Source organism: Stenotrophomonas sp. SMYL41 (assembly GCF_036319965.1).
Taxonomy (GTDB): domain Bacteria; phylum Pseudomonadota; class Gammaproteobacteria; order Xanthomonadales; family Xanthomonadaceae; genus Stenotrophomonas; species Stenotrophomonas maltophilia_R.
Window position 1 is genome coordinate 129,021 of sequence record NZ_JAWIRX010000002.1, and the last position, 19,652, is coordinate 148,672.

The window sequence follows — 19,652 nt, forward strand, 5'->3', positions numbered from 1 at the left end:
CGATGTCCGTCCCCACCATCGCCGTGTTCGTCGGCAGCCTGCGCAAGGACTCCTGCAACCGCAAGCTGGCCCATGCGCTGGAAAAGATCGCTGGCGGCCGCGCGCGCTTCCAGTACGTGCAGATCGGCGACCTGCCGCTGTACGACCAGGACTTCGACGCGCAGTACCCACCGCAGGGTACCCGGCTGAAGGACCAGGTGCGCGCCGCCGACGCGGTGCTGTTCGTGACCCCCGAGTACAACCGGTCAGTGCCGGGCGTACTCAAGAACGCCATTGATATCGGTTCGCGCCCCTACGGTGACAGTGCGTTTGCGGGCAAGCCGGCGGCGGTGATCGGTGCCTCCATCGGCCAGATCGGCACCGCCGTGGCCCAGCAGCACCTGCGCAACAGCCTGGCCTTCCTGGACATGCACGTGCTGGGCCAGCCCGAGGCATTCATTCACTTCAAGGACGGCCTGATCGATGCCGACGGCTCGATCCACAACGAGGGCACGCAGAAGTTCCTGCAGGGCTACGTGGACCGGTTCCTGGCGCTGATCGCGGTGCACGTCAAGGGCGATTGAGGCCGGCGGGGTCAGAGCACTCTGCGTTGCAGGGGGATCCGACCCCAGCCATGCCCGGGGTCGGATCCCGTCGCGCAGTGGCGGGCTCTGACCCCACGTCCAGCTGAGCGGGCCAGAGCCCGTGCATCGCACGGGATCCGACCCTGGTCGCCTGATCTGCGATAATGCCCTGCTCGGGTGCCGCAATGGCGCCCGTCGCAGGCAGTGCGACGCCCCCACGCCAGTCTGGCCAGGCGCCGGCGGATATCCCCCGTTTCTCCACGGCTTATCCACAGGCTTGTCCATGGCCGCCGGGGTCGGCGCATGCCTACACTCGTCTGGCCCACTTTTGCAGGAAACACCGCAGCATGTCCGCTCGTCCCGGCTTCCGTTCCAACCGCAGAGAGCGCGGTGATGGCTTCGATCGCGATCGCGACGAGTCGCGCATCGACCAGTTGCGGGTACCGCCCCATTCGGTGGAGGCCGAGCAGGCGGTGCTGGGTGGCCTGATGCTGGCGCCAGAAGCGTATGACCGGGTCAACGACCAGCTGACCGAAGGCGACTTCTACCGTCGCGATCACCAGATGATCTACCGGGCGATCCGCGAACTGTCCGAGCGCGAACGGCCGTTCGATGCGGTGACGCTGGGTGAGTGGTTTGAATCGCAGGGCAAGATGGAACTGGTGGGCGACGGCGCCTACCTGATCGAACTGGCCAGTACCACGCCGTCGGCTGCCAACATCGTGGCCTACGCCGAGATCGTGCGTGACAAGGCGGTGCTGCGGCAGCTGATCCAGGTCGGCACCGACATCGTCAACGACGGTTTCCAGCCCGAAGGGCGTGACAGCAGCGAGCTGCTGGCCTCGGCGGAGAAGAGCGTGTTCGCCATCGCCGAACAGGGTGCGCGCGGTCGCACCGATTTCGTGGCCATGCCCGGCGCGCTGAAGGATGCCTTCGAGGAGCTGCGCAACCGCTTCGAGAACGGCGGCAACATCACCGGCCTGCCGACTGGTTACAACGATTTCGATGCGATGACCGCCGGCCTGCAGCCGACCGACCTGATCATCCTTGCCGCCCGCCCGGCAATGGGCAAGACCACCTTTGCGCTGAACATTGCCGAGTACGCGGCGATCAAGTCGAAGAAGGGCGTGGCGGTGTTCTCGATGGAAATGTCGGCATCGCAGCTGGCGATGCGCCTGATTTCCTCCAATGGCCGCATCAATGCGCAGCGCCTGCGTACCGGCCAGCTGGAAGACGAGGACTGGAGCCGCGTCACCAGCGCGATCAAGATGCTGAAGGAAACCAAGATCTTCATCGACGATACGCCGGGCGTGTCGCCGGAAGTGCTGCGCTCCAAGTGCCGCCGCCTCAAGCGCGAGCATGATCTTGGCCTGATCGTGATCGACTACCTGCAGCTGATGAGCGTGCCGGGCAACAGCGAGAACCGCGCGACCGAAATCTCGGAGATCTCGCGTTCGCTGAAGGGGCTGGCCAAGGAACTGAATGTGCCGGTGATCGCACTGTCACAGCTCAACCGCTCGCTGGAAACGCGTACCGACAAGCGCCCGGTGATGGCCGATCTTCGCGAGTCGGGCGCAATCGAGCAGGACGCGGACATGATCGTGTTCATCTACCGCGATGACTACTACAACAAGGAAAACTCGCCGGACAAGGGCTTGGCCGAGATCATCATCGGCAAGCACCGTGGTGGCCCGACCGGTTCGTGCAAGCTGAAGTTCTTCGGTGAATACACCCGCTTCGACAACCTGGCCCACGATTCGGTCGGTTCGTTCGAATAACGCCTTCGACGTTACCCCAGCGCCGGGCCATGCCCGGCCGATGCCCACCGGCTTTCATCGCCGCCAGGCCGGTTTCGTCGCAAACCCTTTGCGGCCAGGTGGGGCAGGGCGCCAAGGTGTCCGCAGGCGGCAGGGTGCCGCCCCAAGGAGACCGTGATGAAGACCCTGTTCGCGCTCGGTGTGTGGTGCCTGCTGTTCGTGCTGTGCTGGCCGCTGGCGATCCTCGCCCTGATCGCCTGGCCGTTCGTGTGGCTGCTGAGCCTGCCGTTCCGCCTGGTCGGCATCACCTTCTCGGCTCTGTTCGCCTTCCTGCGCGCGCTGTTCATGCTGCCGGCACGCCTGCTCGGTGGCCGGGCGGTGGCTGCATGAGGACGGGGCTGCTGGCGGGGCTGGTCCTGTTGGCGTCTCCGGTGCTGGCCGCACCTCCAGCGCCGCCCTCGGTGTGGCTGGAGCGCCAGCAGACGGCTGCGGCTGACGAGGCGAACGCTGCGGCCTCGGTGCCTAAAGCCAAGGAGCGCTGCAGGGTGGTGAAGGAATGGAAGGTCGGTGAGGCCGTGGTGCAGCATCGCATCTGTGACGACCCGCCACGAAAGCCAACGGGGAAGGTATAGCGCCGAGCCCATGCTCGGCCCTCCAGGAATAATGGCCAACAAAAAACCCCGCCAAGGCGGGGTTTTTTGTTGCAGCATCCGTGAAGGCTTAGTTCGCCTTGTGGATGGCGCGCTTGCTGACCGCCATCGCCGCGTCGTGGATCACTTCCGACAGCGACGGGTGGGCGTGGCAGATGCGGGCCAGGTCATCGGCCGAGCCGCTGAACTCCATGGTCAGCACGCCTTCGTGCACCAGTTCGGAGACGTTGGCGCCGACCAGGTGCATGCCGAGGATGCGATCGGTTTCGGCATGGGCCAGGATCTTCACGAAGCCTGCCGGCTCGATCATCGCCACGGCACGGCCGTTGGCGGCGAACGGGAAGCTGCCGGCCTTGTACGGAATGCCTTCGGCCTTCAGCTGGGCTTCGGTCTTGCCGACCCACGCCAGTTCCGGCTCGGTGTAGATGACCCACGGGATGGTGTCGAAGTTGACGTGGCCCGGCAGGCCGGCGATCAGCTCAGCCACCGCGATGCCTTCCTCGAAGCCCTTGTGCGCCAGCATCGGGCCGCGCACGCAGTCGCCGACTGCCCACACGCCGTCGACGCCGGTGTGGCAGTGCGCGTCGACTTCGATCTGGCCGCGCTCGTTGATCTTGACGCCGGTGCCTTCGGCCAGCAGGCCCTTGGTGGCGGCGCGACGGCCAACGGCCACCAGCAGCTTGTCCACGGTCAGGGTCTTTTCGCCTTCGCTGTCGGTGTAGGTGACAACGACTTCCTTCTTCTTGCCCTTGCCGATGATCTCGGTCTTGGAGACCTTGGCGCCGAGGCGGATATCCAGGCCCTGCTTCTTGAATTCCTTGGCAGCGGTCTTGGCCACTTCGGCGTCGGCCACGGCCAGGAACTCCGGCAGTGCTTCCAGGATGGTGACTTCAGCGCCCAGGCGCTTCCACACGCTGCCCAGCTCCAGGCCGATCACACCGGCGCCGATCACCGCCAGGCGGTTCGGCACTTCGGTGAAGTCCAGGCCGCCGACGTTGTCGACGATGGTCTCGCCGTCGAACTTGGCGAACGGCAGTTCGATCGAATCCGAACCGGCCGCGATGATGACGTTGGTGCCCTTCAGCTCGACGATGGAACCGTCATGCTGGGTGACCTTGACCACGTTGCCCGGCTGCAGCTCGCCAAAACCATAATAGGCGGCCACTTTGTTGGCCTTGAACAGCATGCCGATGCCGCCGGTGAACTGCTTGACGATCTTGTCCTTGCGGCCAATCATCGCCTCGACGTCGATCTTGGCATCCTTGAAGCTGATGCCGTGGTCGCCAAAGATGTGGCCCATGTTCCAGAACTGGCGCGAGGAATCCAGCAGCGCCTTGGACGGGATGCAGCCCACGCGCAGGCAGGTGCCGCCCAGTGCCGGCTTGCCGTCCTTGCCCAGCGCTGCGTCGATGCAGGCGGTCTTCAGGCCCAGCTGGGCCGCGCGGATGGCAGCGTGGTAACCGGCCGGGCCGGCACCGATGACGACGACGTCGAATTGTTCAGCCATTGAATTATTCCTTGATGCATTACCAGAACCCCTCCGCGCAGGCGCGGAGGGGCGGGAGGTTTCTTACAGGCCGAACAGCATGCGGCCCGGGTTTTCCAGCTGGTTCTTGATGTCCACCAGGAACTGCACCGAATCCTTGCCGTCGATGATGCGGTGGTCGTACGACAGCGCCAGGTACATCATCGGCGCGATCACGACCTGGCCGTTCTGGGCGATCGGACGTTCCTTGATGGCATGCATGCCCAGGATGGCGCTCTGCGGCGGGTTGATGATCGGGGTCGACAGCAGCGAACCGAAGGTGCCGCCGTTGGTCACGGTGAAGGTGCCGCCCTGCAGTTCTTCCAGGCCCAGCTTGCCGTCACGGGCCTTCTTGGCGTAGTCGGCGATGGTCTTCTCGATGTCGTCGAACGACATGCGCTCGACGTTGCGCAGGACCGGCGTGACCAGGCCCTTTTCGGTCGACACCGCGATCGAGATGTCCGAGTAGCCGTGGTAGATGATGTCGTCGCCGTCGATCGAGGCGTTGACCAGCGGGAAGCGCTGCAGCGCGTTGGCAGCGGCCTTCACGAAGAAGCTCATGAAGCCCAGCTTGATGCCGTGTGCCTTGACGAACTCGTCCTGCAGTTCCTTGCGCGCCGCCGACACCTTGGACAGGTCGACTTCGTTGAAGGTGGTCAGCATGGCGGTGGAGTTCTTCGACTCCATCAGGCGCTCGGCGATGCGCTTGCGGATGCGGGTCATCGGCACGCGTTCTTCCGGACGTGCGCCACCGGCCTTGCCGGCGCCGCCGTTGCGCGCGAAGTTGACGATGTCTTCCTTGGTTACCGCGCCGCGACGGCCGGTGCCGTCGACGTCGGCCGGGTTCACGCCTTCAGTGATGGCGGTGAAGCGGGCGCCCGGCGGCAGCGCGTCGGCAGCCGACTTGGCAGCCGGGGCCGGGGCAGCGGCTGCGGCCGGCGCAGCGGCGGCCGGGGCCGCAGCGGCAGCCGGAGCGGCTTCAGCAGCCGGGGCCGGGGCAGCTGCGACGGCGCCTTCCTCGATGATCGCCACGACCTGGCTGGAGGTCACGGTCGAACCTTCGGCAAACTTGATTTCCTTGAGCACGCCGTCGACCGGCGACGGCACTTCCAGGACGACCTTGTCGGTTTCCAGGTCAAGCAGGTTTTCGTCGCGCTTGACGGCGTCGCCCACCTTCTTGTGCCAGGTGGCGATGGTGCCGTCGGCGACGGATTCGGGCAGTACCGGGGCTTTGACTTCGGTGGCCATTGCGGGAGCTTCCTGGTTTGTCTTCTAAATAGGGGGAGGATTATTCAGCGAACGTGTCGTTGAACGGGTTGACCAGTGCATCGGCGACCAGCTGCTGCTGTTCGCGGACATGGTCAGCCATGTGACCGGCAGCCGGCGAAGCCGAACGTGCGCGACCGGCGTAGTGCAGGTTCTGGCCATCGGCCAGGCAGAACTGCAGGTGGTGGCGGATCTGGTACCACGCACCCTGGTTCTGCGGTTCTTCCTGCGTCCACACCACGTCGGTGGCCTTGCCGTACTTCTTCAGTTCGGCAGCCAGCAGCGCACGCGGGAACGGGTACAGCTGCTCCACGCGGATGATCGCCACGTCGTCCTGGCCACGCTTGGTCTGGTCTTCCAGCAGGTCGTAGTAGACCTTGCCCGAACACAGCACCACGCGCTTGACCTTCTTGGCGTCCGCATTGGCGTCGCCGATCAGGTGCTGGAACTCGCCGTTGGCCAGTTCGTCCAGGGACGACACGGCCAGCTTGTGGCGCAGCAGCGACTTCGGCGACATCACCACCAGCGGCTTGCGGGTGGTCAGGTGCAGCTGGCGGCGCAGCATGTGGAAGGCCTGTGCCGGGGTCGACGGCACGACCACCAGCATGTTCTCCAGCGCGCACAGCTGCAGGAAGCGCTCCAGGCGCGCCGAGCTGTGTTCCGGGCCTTGACCTTCATAGCCATGCGGCAACAGCAGGGTCAGGCCGGAAATACGGCCCCACTTGGCCTCACCGGCGGCGATGAACTGGTCGATCACCACCTGGGCGCCGTTGGCGAAGTCGCCGAACTGGCCTTCCCAGATGCACAGCGTGTTCGGATCGGTGGTCGAGAAGCCGTACTCGTAGGCCATCACCGCTTCTTCGCTCAGCAGCGAATCGATGACGGTGGCCTTCTCCGGCGAATCCACCAGCTGCCGCAGCGGCATGTAGTAGTTGTCGGTCTTCTGGTCGTGCAGGATCGCGTGTCGGTGCGTGAACGTACCGCGGCCCACGTCCTGGCCGACCAGGCGCAGTGCATGGCCTTCGTCGAGCAGGGTGGCGTAGGCCAGGTTCTCGGCAAAGCCCCAGTCGCCCGGGATCTCGCCGGCGGCCATCTTGCGGCGATCGTCGTAGACCTTGGCCACGCGCGAGTGCAGCTGCACTTCGTCCGGAATGGTGTTGATCAGCTTGGCCAGCTCGACCAGCTTGTTCTTCTCGACCTTGGTCGAGACCGGGTCGGACAGCTTGCCTTCCAGCAGCTTCGGCCAGTCGACGAACAGCGGGCTGGTCGGCGGGGTCTTCTCGACCTTGGCCAGCTCGGTGGTCACTTCACCGGCATCCAGCTTCTCGCGGTAGGCATCGACCATCGCCTTGCCGGCGCCGGCGGCGATCACGCCCGCCTTTTCCAGCTGTTCGGCGTACATCTCGCGGGTGGTGGCGTGCTTGCGGATCACCTGGTACATCAGCGGCTGGGTGATCGCCGGTTCGTCGGCCTCGTTGTGGCCCCAACGGCGGTAGCACATCAGGTCGATGACCACGTCCTTGGCGAACTTCTGGCGGAACTCGAAGGCCAGCTGTGCGGCGAACACCACCGCTTCCGGATCATCGCCGTTCACGTGCAGCACCGGGGCGGCGATCATCTTCGCCACGTCGGTGGCATAGCGCGTGGAGCGCGTATCCAGCGGGTTGGAAGTGGTGAAGCCGACCTGGTTGTTGACCACGATGTGCACGGTGCCGCCGACGGCGAAGCCGCGTGCCTGCGACATCTGGAACAGTTCCATGACCACGCCCTGGCCGGAGAAGGCCGCGTCGCCGTGGATCAGGATCGGCATGACCTGCTTGCGCGCGGTGTCCTTGCGGCGCTCCTGGCGCGAACGCACGGAGCCGGCGACGACCGGGTCGGCGATTTCCAGGTGCGACGGGTTGAACGCCAGCGCCAGGTGCACCGGGCCGCCGTCGGTGGCGACGTCGGCCGAGAAGCCCATGTGGTACTTCACGTCGCCGGCCGACGCGTGCTCGTCGTGCTCGAACTTGCCTTCGAACTCGTCGAACAGCTTGCGCGGGTTCTTGCCCAGGGTGTTGACCAGCACGTTCAGGCGGCCGCGGTGGGCCATGCCGATCACCACGTCCTTGACGCCATCCTTGCCGGCGCTGCGGATGATGGTGTCCATCATCGGGATCAGCGAGTCGCCGCCTTCCAGCGAGAAGCGCTTCTGGCCGACGTACTTGGTGTGCAGGTAGCGCTCCAGGCCTTCGGCCGCGGTCAGGCGCTCCAGGGTGCGGCGCTGGGTATCAGCGTCCAGCTGGTAGTTGCCACCGGCCAGTTCCAGCTTCTTGTAGATCCACTGGCGCTGCTCGACTTCGGAGATGTGCATGAACTCCGCACCGATCGAGCCGGTGTAGGTCGCCTTCAGGCGTGCCAGCAGGTCGCGCAGCTTCATGCGCGGCTGGCCGCCGACGCCGCCGGTGCTGAACTCGCTGTTGAGGTCGCCATCGGACAGGCTGTGGAACGGCAGGCCCAGGTCCGGGGTGTTGACCGGCGCGGCCAGGCCCAGCGGATCGAGGCGGGCATCCAGGTGGCCGCGCGAGCGGTAGGCGGTGATCAGACGACCGACATTGCGCTCACGCTCGTCGCCCGCACCGCTACCGGTGCCGGCCTTCAACGCATCCTTGGCCGCGTCCGCGATGTGGGAGATGACGGCCGAGTGCGGAATGTCACCTGCTTCACGGCCCTTGAAGCCGTCGAAGTAGGTTTTCCATTTGGGATCGACACTATCCGGGGAGACCAGGTACTGCTCGTACAGGTCCTCGACATAGGAGGCGTTGCCGCCGGCGAGTTGCGAAGATTGCGCAAACTGCTTCAGTTGATTGTCCACGATGGAGGGTGTTGATTCGCTTTGTGGGGTATGGCTTCAGAAGGACCCGGCAGGAATGATGAATAGCCCTGCGCGGGCGCGTTCAAACAGCCAAATTGTACCCCCAACCGGACACGAAGGGGCACCACCGCAGGTATCCCGCGTGCGCCGGTGCCGGTTCCAGACAGGTTGGGTCAGCTGCGCCGGCTCAGATGCCGAGCGCGCGCAGTTCGCTGCAATCGCGCGAACGGTCCCAGACGCGCTGCAATTGCTGCCCGAACGGCTGCGAACGTGCCGGCAGCGCGATGCCGGCCTCGCCGTCGAGGCGATGGCCGATCAGACGAAAGTAGAAGTCGCCCGCATCGTTGAGCAGGCAGGCCGAGGCCAGCGCGCGGTCGACCGGATCGCTGACCTCGCGGAACTGGATCACGCTTGGCAGGCGCTGGGCCAGTGCCAGCAGCGGCGCGCCGGCAGCGGCGATCGCAGCGGCATCGTGCACGATCACCCGCAGCTGCTTGTCGTGGCGGGCGGTGACGAAGCGGCGCAGGGCGGCCTGTACCGGGGGCGCGTCGAGCAGGCCCGGGTCCAGCTGGCGGCTGTGCAGCCACAGCTGGCGACGGGCGCGGTGGATGATGGCCGTGGTGATCGCCACCGCCTCGGCGCGGCTGTCGATGGCGCTGGCCGCGCCCAACCGGCGGCGCATCTGCTGGTGGCCGATGCCGGCCTCCTCGAACACCTCGCCTTCGGGCAGGAAGCCCTGGCGTGCATAGAAATCGCGGGCGGGCAGCTGCGCATGCAGGTGCAGCTCGGCCAGGCCGAGCCGGCGCCCGGCCTCGACCAGTGCCTCCAGCACGGCCTCGCCGACCCCCTGGCTGCGATGGCTGGCCAGCACGGCCATGCGGCCGATGCGGCCGTCCGGGGCCAGCCGGCCGGTGCCGACTGGCTGGTCGTCACTGTCCAGCGCCAGCACATGGGCGCTGACCGGGTCCAGCGCATCGCGTTCCAGCTCGGCGGCGATGCCCTGTTCCTGCACGAATACGCGTTGGCGCACCTGATGGATGGCAACGTGGGCGTCGGCGTGGCTGACCTGCTGGACCCGGATCATGGCGAAGGCTCAGGTGCGGCCGGGGGCGCTGTCGTCTTCCTCATCATCCTCGAAGTTGACGATGACCTCGATACCGTCGTCGTGCACGGTGACGGAGTGGACATCGTCGGACACCGCATCGGCGTCGATCGCATCCACGCGGTCGCGGCCTTCGACGACCTCGCCGAGCACCACGGCATCCTCGCCATCTTCCTCGTCTTCGGCCTCGTATACCTCATTCGGGTCGATCAGCTGGAACACACCGCCGACCAGCAGCTGCTGGACCACGGCACGACCCTTGTCGGACAGGCCGCGATAGGCGGCGGCGTCGAGCTGCTCGGCGCCGGCCAGGCGCTGGGCGTCCTTCACCGGCAGCGCGAAGTCCTGGCCGCTGACGTATAGGCTGGCGCCACGCTTGGCCCGGCGCCAGGCCAGGCGCGCCCAGGGGTGGCGCTGAAGCAGCAGGCCAGAGGCCAGCGCATCGACCACCTCCTCCATGGGCGGTGCGGCCTGGTGGGCCATCACTTCGCCGGCGGCGCGGTAGGTGGTGATGAAGCGGCCGAACCAGTCGCCCAGCTTGTCCGGGTCGTTCATGCGGATGGCATTGAGCGCGGTGATCACCCGTGCCATCGCCACCGTGTCGATTTCGTTCGGGTCGGCCGGCACCTTCAGGTCGGCATCCTGGTAGCGGATGTTCTCGTCGGCATCGGCGATCAGGGTGTCCAGGTAGTCGCTGATCAGCTCGGCCGACGCCGGTGCGCGCATGCCGAACGAGAAGGTCAGGCAGGGATCTTCGGCGACACCGTGGTGCGGCACGTTTGGCGGCAGGTACAGCATGTCGCCCGGCGCCAGCACCCAGTCGTGGGTGGGCTTGAACACCTTCAGCAGCTTCAGCTCCACGTCCGGGCGGAAGCCCAGCGGCGGCTGCTTGCCCTTGATCGATTCGCTGGCGTCGATCTGCCAGCGGCGGTGGCCGTGGGCCTGCAGCAGGAACACGTCGTACTGGTCGACGTGGGCGCCGACCGAGCCGCCGGTGGCGGCAAAGCTGATCATCACGTCATCCATGCGCCAGCGCGGCAGGAAGCTGAAGTGCTCGATCAGGGCGCGCACGTCCGGGTCCCACTTGTCCACGTCCTGCACCAGCAGGGTCCAGTCATGGTCGGGCAGGGCGGGGAACACGTCTTCCTGGAACGGGCCGGTACGCACGCGCCAGCCGTCCTCGGCCTTGTCGTGCTCGATCAGGCGTGCTAGCACGCCATCCTCGCAGGCCAGCCCGGCCAAGTCTTCCGGCTGCACCGGGGTCTGGAAGTCCGGGAAGGCATTGCGGATCAGCAGCGGGCGTTTCTGCCAGAAGTCGCGCAGGAAGGTGGCCGGCGCCATGCCCAGCGGCTGGCCGGGGCGGGCGGTGACTTCGATGAGGGGGGCGGAGGACTTGCGGGCGGCCATGGGGGAATCCTTGCAGCGGAAAGCGGGAGAGGCGGCACGACGGGCCGCCTGAGATCCCCATTGTCCGCCGTTCGTGGGGATTACGCACGTGCGCGGGATTGTCGCGGGGGGTCCGGCCAACGGCGGGGCCCCTCGTGGCGGGGTCTGGGTTGGTCGCTGAAAGCAAAGGCCGGGTTTGGGGGGGGGGGGGGGGGGGGGGGGGGGGGGGGGGGGGGGGGGCGGGGGGGGGGGGGGGGGGGGGGGCCCCCCCCGCGCGGGGGGGGGGGCGGGCCCCCCCCCCCCCCCCCCCCCCCCCCCCCCCCCCCCGGCCCCTGACAGTTTCCTGCGCAGCCCGCCACGGAATGAAAGAAGAAAAGCAAGGCAAAAGCGGGTCGCGCGCTGCGCTTGCTCATGCTCCTGCGCTCGTGGGGCCAGATCCCTTTTCCAATGGAAAAGGAATCTGGCCCCATCGGACAAACGAAAGAGGGACGCGGCGAAGCCGCGTCCCTCTTTCAAATTCCGTCCCGACAACCCAATGCTCTTCGATCCGTCCCCGGGAATCTGTCAGAGGTGGGGCGGGGGGGGGGGGGGGGGGGGGGGGGGGGGCGGGTGGGGGGGGGCCGCCCCCCCCCCCCCGGGGGGGGGGCGGCGCCCCCCCCCCCCCCCCCCCCCCCCCCCCGCCCCGCCAAGCACGGCATAACCCAGAGCCGCCTTTGACGTTGCAGTTGCTGTTGCAGTTGCTGTTGCCGTTGCCGTTGCAGTAAGGCCTGCCGCTGGCAGCGCCCGCGGCCGCCGCCGCAAAGAAAACCCTTAAATCTTCTTCGCCAGCGACTCGGCCAGGCCGGTGTAGCTGCCCGGGGTCATCTCCAGCAGACGCTGCTTCGCATCCGCCGGCAGCTCCAGCCCCTGCACGAACGCGCGCATCGACTCGGCGGTGATGCCCTGGCCACGGGTCAGCGCCTTCAGCTGCTCGTACGGGTTCGGCAAGCCATGGCGGCGCATCACCGTCTGCACGGCTTCGGCCAGTACTTCCCAGGCCGCGTCCAGATCGGCGTCCAGGCGTTGCGGGTTCACTTCCAGCTTGCCCAGCCCCTTGGCCAGCGAATCCAGAGCCACCTGGCTGTGGCCGAACGCGGTGCCCAGCGCACGCAGTACGGTGGAATCGGTCAGGTCACGCTGCCAGCGGCTGATCGGCAGCTTCGCGCTGAAGTGCTCGAACAGCGCATTGGCGATGCCGAAGTTGCCTTCCGCATTCTCGAAATCGATCGGATTGACCTTGTGCGGCATCGTCGACGAACCGACTTCGCCTTCCTTCAGGCGCTGCTTGAAGTAGCCCAGCGAGATGTAGCCCCAGATGTCGCGGGCCAGGTCGATCAGGATGATGTTGGCGCGGCGTGCGGCATCGCCGATCTCGGCGACGTTGTCGTGCGGCTCGATCTGCGTGGTGTACGGGTTGAACACCAGGCCCAGGCCGGTCACGAAGCGCTCGGCGAAGGCCGGCCAGTCCACGTCCGGGTAGCTGGCCACGTGGGCGTTGTAGTTGCCGACCGCGCCGTTGATCTTGCCGGTCAGTTCGACAGCGGCGATCTGCCTGCGCTGGCGCTCCAGGCGGGCGACCACGTTGGCCAGTTCCTTGCCCAGGGTGGTCGGCGAGGCGGTCTGGCCGTGGGTGCGCGACAGCATCGGCTGGCTGGCCTGGGCGTGGGCCAGGGTGCGCAGGGTGGTGGCGATGCCGTCCAGGGTCGGCAGCAGCACCTCGCGGCGCGCCTGTTCCAGCATCAGGCCGTAGCTGAGGTTGTTGATGTCTTCGCTGGTGCAGGCGAAATGCACGAATTCCAGCGCCGGCGCCAGTTCGGCGTCGTCCTTCAGCTGTTCCTTGATGAAGTACTCCACCGCCTTGACGTCATGGTTGGTGGTGCGCTCGATCTCCTTCACGCGCGCGGCCTGGGCCGGGCTGAAGCTTTCGGCCAGCGCACGCAGGCGGGCGATGGCGGCGCCGGAGAACGGGGCCAGCTCGACGATGCCCGGCTCGGCCGCCAGGGCCAGCAGCCATTCCACCTCGACCGTGATGCGGGCCTTGATCAGGCCGTACTCGGAGAAGATCGGGCGCAGGGCGTCGACCTTGCCGGCATAGCGGCCATCGAGCGGGGACAGGGCGAGCAGGGCGGAATCGGACATGTCGGCAGGGCTGGGACGAGCGGCGGGGCCGATATTCTACGACGTGCCGGCGAGGTAGTGCCGGCCAGCGGCCGGCACTACCCCTTGAGCGTGCAGAACGGCCCTGCGGACGGAACGATCTGGCCCGTCCTCGTCATCCCACGCTACGGGCGAGGGAGTATCGTTGGCGCAGCCGCCAGCCCGGGAAGCGACACCCTGCCAGCCGCCGCTTCCCTTTCCCCAACTGAAGTAGTGCGGAGTTGATGCAATGAGCAAAGCTGCAAGCAAGGGTTTCAGAATCGAACACGACAGCATGGGCGAGCTGCAGGTACCTGCCGACGCCCTGTGGGGCGCGCAGACCCAGCGTGCCGTGCAGAACTTCCCGGTGTCGGGCCAGCGCATGCCGCGCGGTTTCATTCGTGCTCTGGGCCTGGTCAAGGGCACCGCTGCCGGCGTCAACGCCGAGCTCGGCCACCTGCCCAAGAATGTGGCCAAGGCCATCCAGTCAGCCGCTGCCGAAGTGGCTGCAGGCGAATGGGACGCGCACTTCCCGATCGACGTCTACCAGACCGGTTCTGGTACCTCCTCGAACATGAACGCCAACGAGGTGATCGCCACCCTGGCCAACCGTGCCGGCAAGGCGGGCAAGACCGCGGTGCACCCCAATGACCACGTCAACCAGGGGCAGAGCTCCAATGACGTGATCCCGACCGCGTTGCGCGTATCGGCGGTACTGGCGGCGCATGAGCAGCTGCTGCCGGCGCTGGTGCACCTGCGCAAGACCCTCGACAAGAAGGGCCGCAGCCTGCGCAAGGTGGTCAAGACCGGCCGTACCCATTTGATGGATGCGATGCCGCTGACCTTCGAGCAGGAATTCGGCGCGTGGTCGGCACAGCTGGCCTCGGCACAGGAACGCATCGAAGACAGCCTCAAGCGCGTGCGCCGGCTGCCGCTGGGCGGCACCGCCATCGGCACCGGCATCAATGCCGACCCGCGCTTCGGCGCGCAGGTGGCCAAGGCGCTGAAGCAGCAGACCGGTTTCAAGTTCGACAGCGCCGAGAACAAGTTCGAGGGCCTGGCCGCGCAGGATGATGCAGTGGAACTGTCGGGCCAGCTCAATGCACTGGCGGTCGCGCTGATCAAGATCGCCAATGATCTTCGCTGGATGAACGCCGGTCCGCTGGCCGGGCTGGGGGAGATCGAACTGCCTGCGCTGCAGCCGGGCAGCTCGATCATGCCGGGCAAGGTCAACCCGGTGATTCCGGAAGCGACCGTGATGGCCTGCGCGCAGGTGATCGGCCACCATGCCGCGATCACTGTGGCCGGCCAGACCGGCAACTTCCAGCTCAACGTCACCCTGCCGTTGATCGCGGTGAACCTGCTCGATGGCATCGGCCTGCTGGCCAATGTGTCCCGCCTGCTGGCCGACAGCGCGATTGCCGGGCTGAAGGTACGCGAAGACCGCGTGGCCGAGGCGCTGGCGCGCAATCCGATCCTGGTGACCGCACTGAACCCGATCATCGGCTACGAGAAGGCCGCGGCCATCGCCAAGCGTGCCTACAAGGAACAGCGCCCGGTGCTGGACGTCGCGCTGGAGGACAGTGGCCTGGATGAAGCCGAGCTGCGCCGCCTGCTGGACCCGGCCGCGCTGACTGCCGGCGGCATCCAGGCGGGGGGCGGTGGCGCCGGCGGTTGATCGAACGGCGTGCGGACCAAGGTCCGCACCCACCACACGCAGAAACGCCGCCCTTGGGCGGCGTTTTTCTTCAGCGACGGTCGGCGACGATGTTGCCGAAGGTGTCGGTGTAATCCTTGAATTCCGGGATGCGCTGGATCAGGTCGGCCGGGATCACCTCCATGCCCTCCGGCGGCTGGATCTTCACCGGCTGCATGTTCGGATCGGCCGGAGCGGCGACCAGGGTGTTCTGGCGCAGCACCTGCAGCTTGCCGAACATGGTCTGCAGCATCTGCTTCTGTGCCTCGTCCAGCGGAATCTGGATCTCGTCCACTTTCATCGAGCCATCGCCGAGGATGATGATGTTCGGTGCCGGCGGGCGACGCACGGTGACCATGCCGTCGCTGACGGAAATCTTGGGCTTGCCGCGCTCGGCGCGGTGGTTGCGGTAATCCTTGTCACAGCCGGCCAGGCCCAGGCAGAGCAGGGCGGCCAGCAGCAGGAACAACTTCTTCATGGCATTCGGTTCGGGGGCCTCCGGGGCCGACATTGTAAGCCGGCTGGCGCACTGCGGCCGGCAGCGGGGTGCCGCTGCCGGCCGGGTGCGCTGATCTGTCACAGGCCTAGGGCAGGACCACGGTGTCCTTGCCGCAGTCGTCGACGTCACTCTGGTCCATCGTGGCGTAGGGCTTGAACGCCGGCAGCTCGCGCGCAAGTGCCTGTTGGCTGGCCAGCATCGCCGGCAGGCGGTTGCAGATGCGCTTGGCCTGGGCCTCGATCTTCTCGGCTTCGGCGTTGATCCGCTTCTCGATACCTTCGCTGTCGCCACTGAAAATGCCCTTGAGTGCCTCGCCGGCGGCGTTGACGCCGAGCTTGGCGCCGGCCAGGCCGACATCCATGCCGTCCATCGCAATGGCGACGACGTGGCCGCGATACTCCAGCAAGCGACGGCGCTGGGCCTCGTCGGCCGGTACGTCCTTGCCGTCGATCAACAGGTGGCCGTCCGGTGTGATCTCTGCGCGCGGCTGCTTGTCGGCGGAGATCTTGATGTTGCCCTGGGTGAGGTCCTTGCGGGCATCGACCATGGCGTCCTTGACGGTCTGGCCGACACCGCTGGTGGCCTCGGCGACGCTCTTGCCGACGGTCTTGTCGGGCGCGGAAGAAGTGCCGCCGCAGGCGATCAGCGGCAGGCACAGCAGGGTGGCAGGCAGCACGCGCAGCAGGTTCATGGCAATGTCCTCGAATCGGTCCGGTGGCGGTTACTTGTTGCGGGGCAGGGTGACCGTGCCGCTGACGTTGCGGTGCTCGACATCGCCGCTGCCACTGTGGTCGACGGTCAGGCTGCCACGCACACCATCGACCTGGATGTCACCCGAACCATGGCTGCGCACATGCACGTTGCCGCCGATGTCGGACAGATCAACATCGCCCGAGCCGACCACGCCGACCTCGACGTTGCCCTGCACGCGCTTGAAGCCGATGTCGCCGGAACCGGCGGTGTCCAGCCGTGCGTTGCCGCGGACATCGCTGATCTTCAGGTCACCCGAACCGACGGTGCCGGTGACCGCATCGCCGCCGATGTTGCGCGCCTTGACGTCGCCGGAACCCAGCGACAACAGGTTCAGCGAGCCGCCACCGTCGATGTCCAGGTCACCCGAACCTACCGCCGCGTGGATGCTGCCGCGGGTACCGCGAACGATCGCGTCGCCTGAGCCGACGTCCACGCTCAGCGACTGGGCGTTGTCGATGCTGGCATCGCCGGAGCCGACCTTCAGCTGCAGTGGCAGGTTGTCCGGCACGCTGCCGCGGATGTCCAGCCAGGCATAGCTGTTGCCCAGGCTGATGCCGCTGTGACGGCCGTCGCGGCGAAGGCTGACGACCAGCTTGTCGCCTTCCCTGCGCTGGTCCAGTACCAGCTGGTCCAGCCATTCCTGGCTGGAGGCACAGGCGCGGCCATCAAGCTGGCCACCGCCCTTGCTGGCGATGACCTTCAGGTCGTGCTGGTTCACCTCCAGCACCACCGCCTTGGCGCCGGACACATCCAGCTTCAGCGAGCGGGCGGCAGTGAACTTGCAGTTCGGAGCATCGGCGGCCAGCGCCGACAGCGGCAGCAGCAACAACGCAGAACAGGCGAGCAGGGAACGCATGGGCGGTGCCTCCGGGTGGATGGAATCAGATCTCGCCGGCGCGCTTGCGCAGGCGGATGGCAAGGACGATGAAGACGACACCGACGGCGGCGCCGATCCACAGTTCCGGCATCGCCAGCGATTTCAGCTGCGAGGCCGGCGACATCAGGCTGACCACCGATTCTAGATCGCGGCGCGAGCCTTCCCCGTCGCTGAGGCGATACACCAGATCGGTGCCCGGCACGCCGCCCAGCAACAGGCGGCCGACGATGTTCTGCCAGAACCAGCCGGTGGTCAGGCCGATCAGCGGCATCACCTTGGTGGTGCTGACAATGACGCCGGCGAACAGCGGCAGCATCACTGCCCACAGGAACGGCTTGCTACGGGCCCAGGCCGAGCACAGCAACAGCCAGCCGGCGGTGGGCAGGGCCCACAGGGCGTAGACCGGAATCCAGGCCAGGTGACCAGCGGCCAGGGTCAGCGGGCTGGCCGGGCCCCAGATCAGGGTCATCGGGCTGCCGCCGTGCATCAGCGCGACGATGCTGATCACCAGCATGAAGCCGAACATGGTGATGATGCCGGCGATCACCGCGATCAGCGGGGCCACGACCAGTGCGCTGATCACCTTGGACAGCACGGTCTGGGTGTCCGACAGCGGCAGCGACTTCCAGAACAGGATGCTGCGGTCGCGACGGTCGTCGTACAGGGCGCCCAGGCAGTAGAAGAACACCACGAAGGCCAATACCAGGAACGGCCAGGCCGAGCTGAGCACCAGGGTCAGGTCCAGGCCGTTGCCGAGGTCGGTCAGGTCCTTGGCACTGATGTCGCGGGTCAGCAGGGCCAGGTCCAGGCCGTTGATGTTCACGTCCTCGCCGTCGATATGCAGGCCGCCATCACGCGCAGCACGGTGCAGGGCGAACAGGCCGAAGGCGATGCCGACGGTGCTCATCACCAGCGAGATCAGGCCGGCGATCAGCGGCGCATACAGGAAACCGCCACGGTTCTCCCAGTACTCGCGCTTGAGCAGCCAGCGCAGGGTGCCCATCGGGCTGACAGGATGATTGACGGCATTCATGCGTAGGTCCCCTTCATGATCGCGACGAACAGATCGGCAAGGCCCGGGCTGCGGGTCTCGCCAAGGGTGGAAAGCTGGGTGCGCGGCACGCCGTCGAACAGCATCACGGTCTTGCCGAACGCCAGGCTGCGCTCGTCGATCGGCTTCAGCGCGCGCGCAGTCTCCAGCTGGTCGGCATTGACCAGCAGCTCGGTGTAGCGCTGGCCGACGTCGTCCATTTCCGCGTCCAGCACGATGCGGCCATCACGGATGAACATGACGTCGCTGAGGATGTGCTCGATCTCCTCCACCTGGTGGGTGGTGACGATGATGGTCTTCTGCTCGTCGAAATAGTCTTCCAGCAGGCGCTGGTAGAACTCCTTGCGGTACAGGATGTCCAGGCCCAGGGTGGGCTCGTCCAGCACCAGGACGCGGGCATCGATGGCCATCACCAGCGCCAGGTGCAGCTGCACGATCATGCCCTTGGACAGTTCGCGCACGCGCTGCTTCGGCTGCAGCTTGGTGTTGGCCAGGAAACGCTCGCAGCGGGCACGGTCGAAGCGCGGGTGGACACCGGCCACGAAATCGATCGCCTCGCGGACCTTCAGCCAGCGCGGCAGCACGGCGACGTCGGCAATGAAGCAGATGTCGTTCATCAGCTCGTCGCGGTGCAGCCGCGGGTCGCGGCCGAGCACGCTCAGTTCACCTTCCACCGAGGTGAGCCCGAGGATGGCCTTCAGCGCGGTGGTCTTGCCGGCGCCGTTGGGCCCGATCAGGCCGACGATGCGCCCGCTCGGAATGCTGAAGCTGGCATTGTCGAGGGCCACGGTGGTCTTGTAGGCCTTGCGCAGGCCTCGGGCGGTGATGACCGGTTCACTTGCAGTGCTATTCATCAGACTTTCCCCTGGGGCAGCAATTCGTCGAGGCTCAGGCCCAGGCGCTGGATGCGCTCCAGCACGGCCGGCCATTCTTCATTGAGGAAGCGCTCGCGCTCGCTGCTGCGAAGCTGCGTGGCCGCCTGCTCGGTCATGAACATGCCCAGGCCGCGGCGCTTCTCGACCAGGCCTTCATCGGCCAGTTCCTGGTAAGCGCGCGAAACGGTGATGGGGTTGAGCTGGTAGTCGGCGGCCACCTGGCGCACCGAAGGCAGGGCATCGCCCGGCTTGAGGATTCCGTCGAGCATCATGGCGATCACGCGCTCCTTCAACTGACGGTAGATGGGAGCGCCGTCGCTCCACTGGATGTCGCTCATATTCAGCTCCGTGGGGTCAGCGGCTGTGCGAACGAGAAATACGGCATGGACAGGGAGCTGTGCAGCCGACGCGGGGGAGGGGGGGAGGGAGCGGCGTTCCCGGCCGGTGAAGCGATTGCGTCCTGCGCACTGTCGGCGGAGTCAGGGGAGGTTGGCATGGCCAGCCAGACCAACACGATCAGGGTCGAAACAACAGCGGCCGCAGGTGCGGTGAGGTTGCGACGGATCCGGGCGTTCATGGCTTCCCCCCTGTCTCAGGTGACTGGTGTTGTATGCAACTATAAC

At 66.6% G+C, this 19,652-nt stretch carries 17 protein-coding genes; 5 read left to right on the forward strand and 12 right to left on the reverse strand.

Going from position 1 to position 19,652, the window contains the following annotated elements:
* The first annotated feature begins 2 nt into the window (after positions 1–2).
* The 4 genes from V3B30_RS03015 to V3B30_RS03030 all read left to right on the forward strand — a co-directional run bounded on the left by V3B30_RS03015 (position 3) and on the right by V3B30_RS03030 (position 2,952).
* Entirely contained in the window at positions 3–563 is a 561-nt protein-coding gene (locus V3B30_RS03015; protein ID WP_262082692.1) for an NAD(P)H-dependent oxidoreductase, read from the forward strand.
* Positions 564–910: 347 nt separating this feature from the next.
* Positions 911–2,341 carry a replicative DNA helicase gene (locus V3B30_RS03020; RefSeq protein ID WP_075677331.1) on the forward strand — a complete coding sequence of 477 codons (1,431 nt, stop codon included), beginning with the start codon at positions 911–913 and terminating at the stop codon, positions 2,339–2,341.
* A gap of 156 nt (positions 2,342–2,497) precedes the next feature.
* Positions 2,498–2,710 carry a hypothetical protein gene (locus V3B30_RS03025; protein ID WP_010486834.1) on the forward strand — a complete coding sequence of 71 codons (213 nt, stop codon included), beginning with the start codon at positions 2,498–2,500 and terminating at the stop codon, positions 2,708–2,710.
* Positions 2,707–2,952, forward strand: coding sequence for a hypothetical protein (locus tag V3B30_RS03030; protein WP_262082690.1), 246 nt, complete (start codon positions 2,707–2,709; stop codon positions 2,950–2,952). Before V3B30_RS03025 ends, V3B30_RS03030 begins: the two co-directional genes overlap by 4 nt.
* An 88-nt stretch (positions 2,953–3,040) precedes the next feature.
* On the opposite strand, the gene lpdA is transcribed toward V3B30_RS03030, so the two are convergent.
* From lpdA to purB, 6 genes are all read right to left on the reverse strand, one after another.
* Positions 3,041–4,477, reverse strand: coding sequence for a dihydrolipoyl dehydrogenase (lpdA, locus tag V3B30_RS03035; protein ID WP_100473325.1), 1,437 nt, complete (start codon positions 4,475–4,477; stop codon positions 3,041–3,043).
* 63 nt (positions 4,478–4,540) lie between these two features.
* Complete coding sequence (gene sucB / locus V3B30_RS03040; RefSeq protein WP_329809636.1) at positions 4,541–5,743, reverse strand: dihydrolipoyllysine-residue succinyltransferase; 1,203 nt, start codon at positions 5,741–5,743, stop codon at positions 4,541–4,543.
* Positions 5,744–5,783: 40 nt separating this feature from the next.
* On the reverse strand, positions 5,784–8,615 hold the full coding sequence (locus V3B30_RS03045) for a 2-oxoglutarate dehydrogenase E1 component (RefSeq protein WP_262082689.1): 2,832 nt from the start codon (positions 8,613–8,615) through the stop codon (positions 5,784–5,786).
* A 187-nt stretch (positions 8,616–8,802) separates the two neighbouring features.
* A complete protein-coding gene (locus V3B30_RS03050; RefSeq protein ID WP_262082688.1) occupies positions 8,803–9,699 on the reverse strand; it encodes a GNAT family N-acetyltransferase in 897 nt (298 codons plus the stop codon).
* Positions 9,700–9,708: 9 nt separating this feature from the next.
* Complete coding sequence (locus V3B30_RS03055) at positions 9,709–11,124, reverse strand: cupin domain-containing protein (protein WP_262082687.1); 1,416 nt, start codon at positions 11,122–11,124, stop codon at positions 9,709–9,711.
* A gap of 789 nt (positions 11,125–11,913) precedes the next feature.
* Entirely contained in the window at positions 11,914–13,281 is a 1,368-nt protein-coding gene (gene purB / locus V3B30_RS03060; protein ID WP_262083428.1) for an adenylosuccinate lyase, read from the reverse strand.
* 247 nt (positions 13,282–13,528) lie between these two features.
* Here purB and V3B30_RS03065 point away from each other — a divergent pair, with 247 nt between their 5' ends.
* Entirely contained in the window at positions 13,529–14,956 is a 1,428-nt protein-coding gene (locus V3B30_RS03065) for a class II fumarate hydratase (RefSeq protein WP_100473320.1), read from the forward strand.
* Positions 14,957–15,026: 70 nt separating this feature from the next.
* Here V3B30_RS03065 and V3B30_RS03070 read toward each other — a convergent pair whose 3' ends face one another.
* The 6 genes from V3B30_RS03070 to V3B30_RS03095 form a co-directional block, all read right to left on the reverse strand.
* Complete coding sequence (locus V3B30_RS03070; RefSeq protein WP_100473319.1) at positions 15,027–15,452, reverse strand: hypothetical protein; 426 nt, start codon at positions 15,450–15,452, stop codon at positions 15,027–15,029.
* A 106-nt stretch (positions 15,453–15,558) separates the two neighbouring features.
* Complete coding sequence (locus V3B30_RS03075; RefSeq protein WP_100473318.1) at positions 15,559–16,164, reverse strand: hypothetical protein; 606 nt, start codon at positions 16,162–16,164, stop codon at positions 15,559–15,561.
* Positions 16,165–16,194: 30 nt separating this feature from the next.
* Positions 16,195–17,082 carry a DUF4097 domain-containing protein gene (locus V3B30_RS03080; RefSeq protein WP_262083427.1) on the reverse strand — a complete coding sequence of 296 codons (888 nt, stop codon included), beginning with the start codon at positions 17,080–17,082 and terminating at the stop codon, positions 16,195–16,197.
* A gap of 25 nt (positions 17,083–17,107) precedes the next feature.
* Positions 17,108–18,136, reverse strand: coding sequence for an ABC-2 transporter permease (locus V3B30_RS03085; RefSeq protein ID WP_100473316.1), 1,029 nt, complete (start codon positions 18,134–18,136; stop codon positions 17,108–17,110).
* Positions 18,133–19,008, reverse strand: coding sequence for an ABC transporter ATP-binding protein (locus V3B30_RS03090; RefSeq protein WP_100473315.1), 876 nt, complete (start codon positions 19,006–19,008; stop codon positions 18,133–18,135). The genes V3B30_RS03085 and V3B30_RS03090 overlap by 4 nt, the downstream gene beginning before the upstream one ends.
* Positions 19,008–19,367 (reverse strand): GntR family transcriptional regulator, encoded by a 360-nt coding sequence (locus V3B30_RS03095; protein WP_005410261.1) that lies wholly within the window; start codon positions 19,365–19,367, stop codon positions 19,008–19,010. Before V3B30_RS03095 ends, V3B30_RS03090 begins: the two co-directional genes overlap by 1 nt.
* Positions 19,368–19,652: the final 285 nt, after the last annotated feature.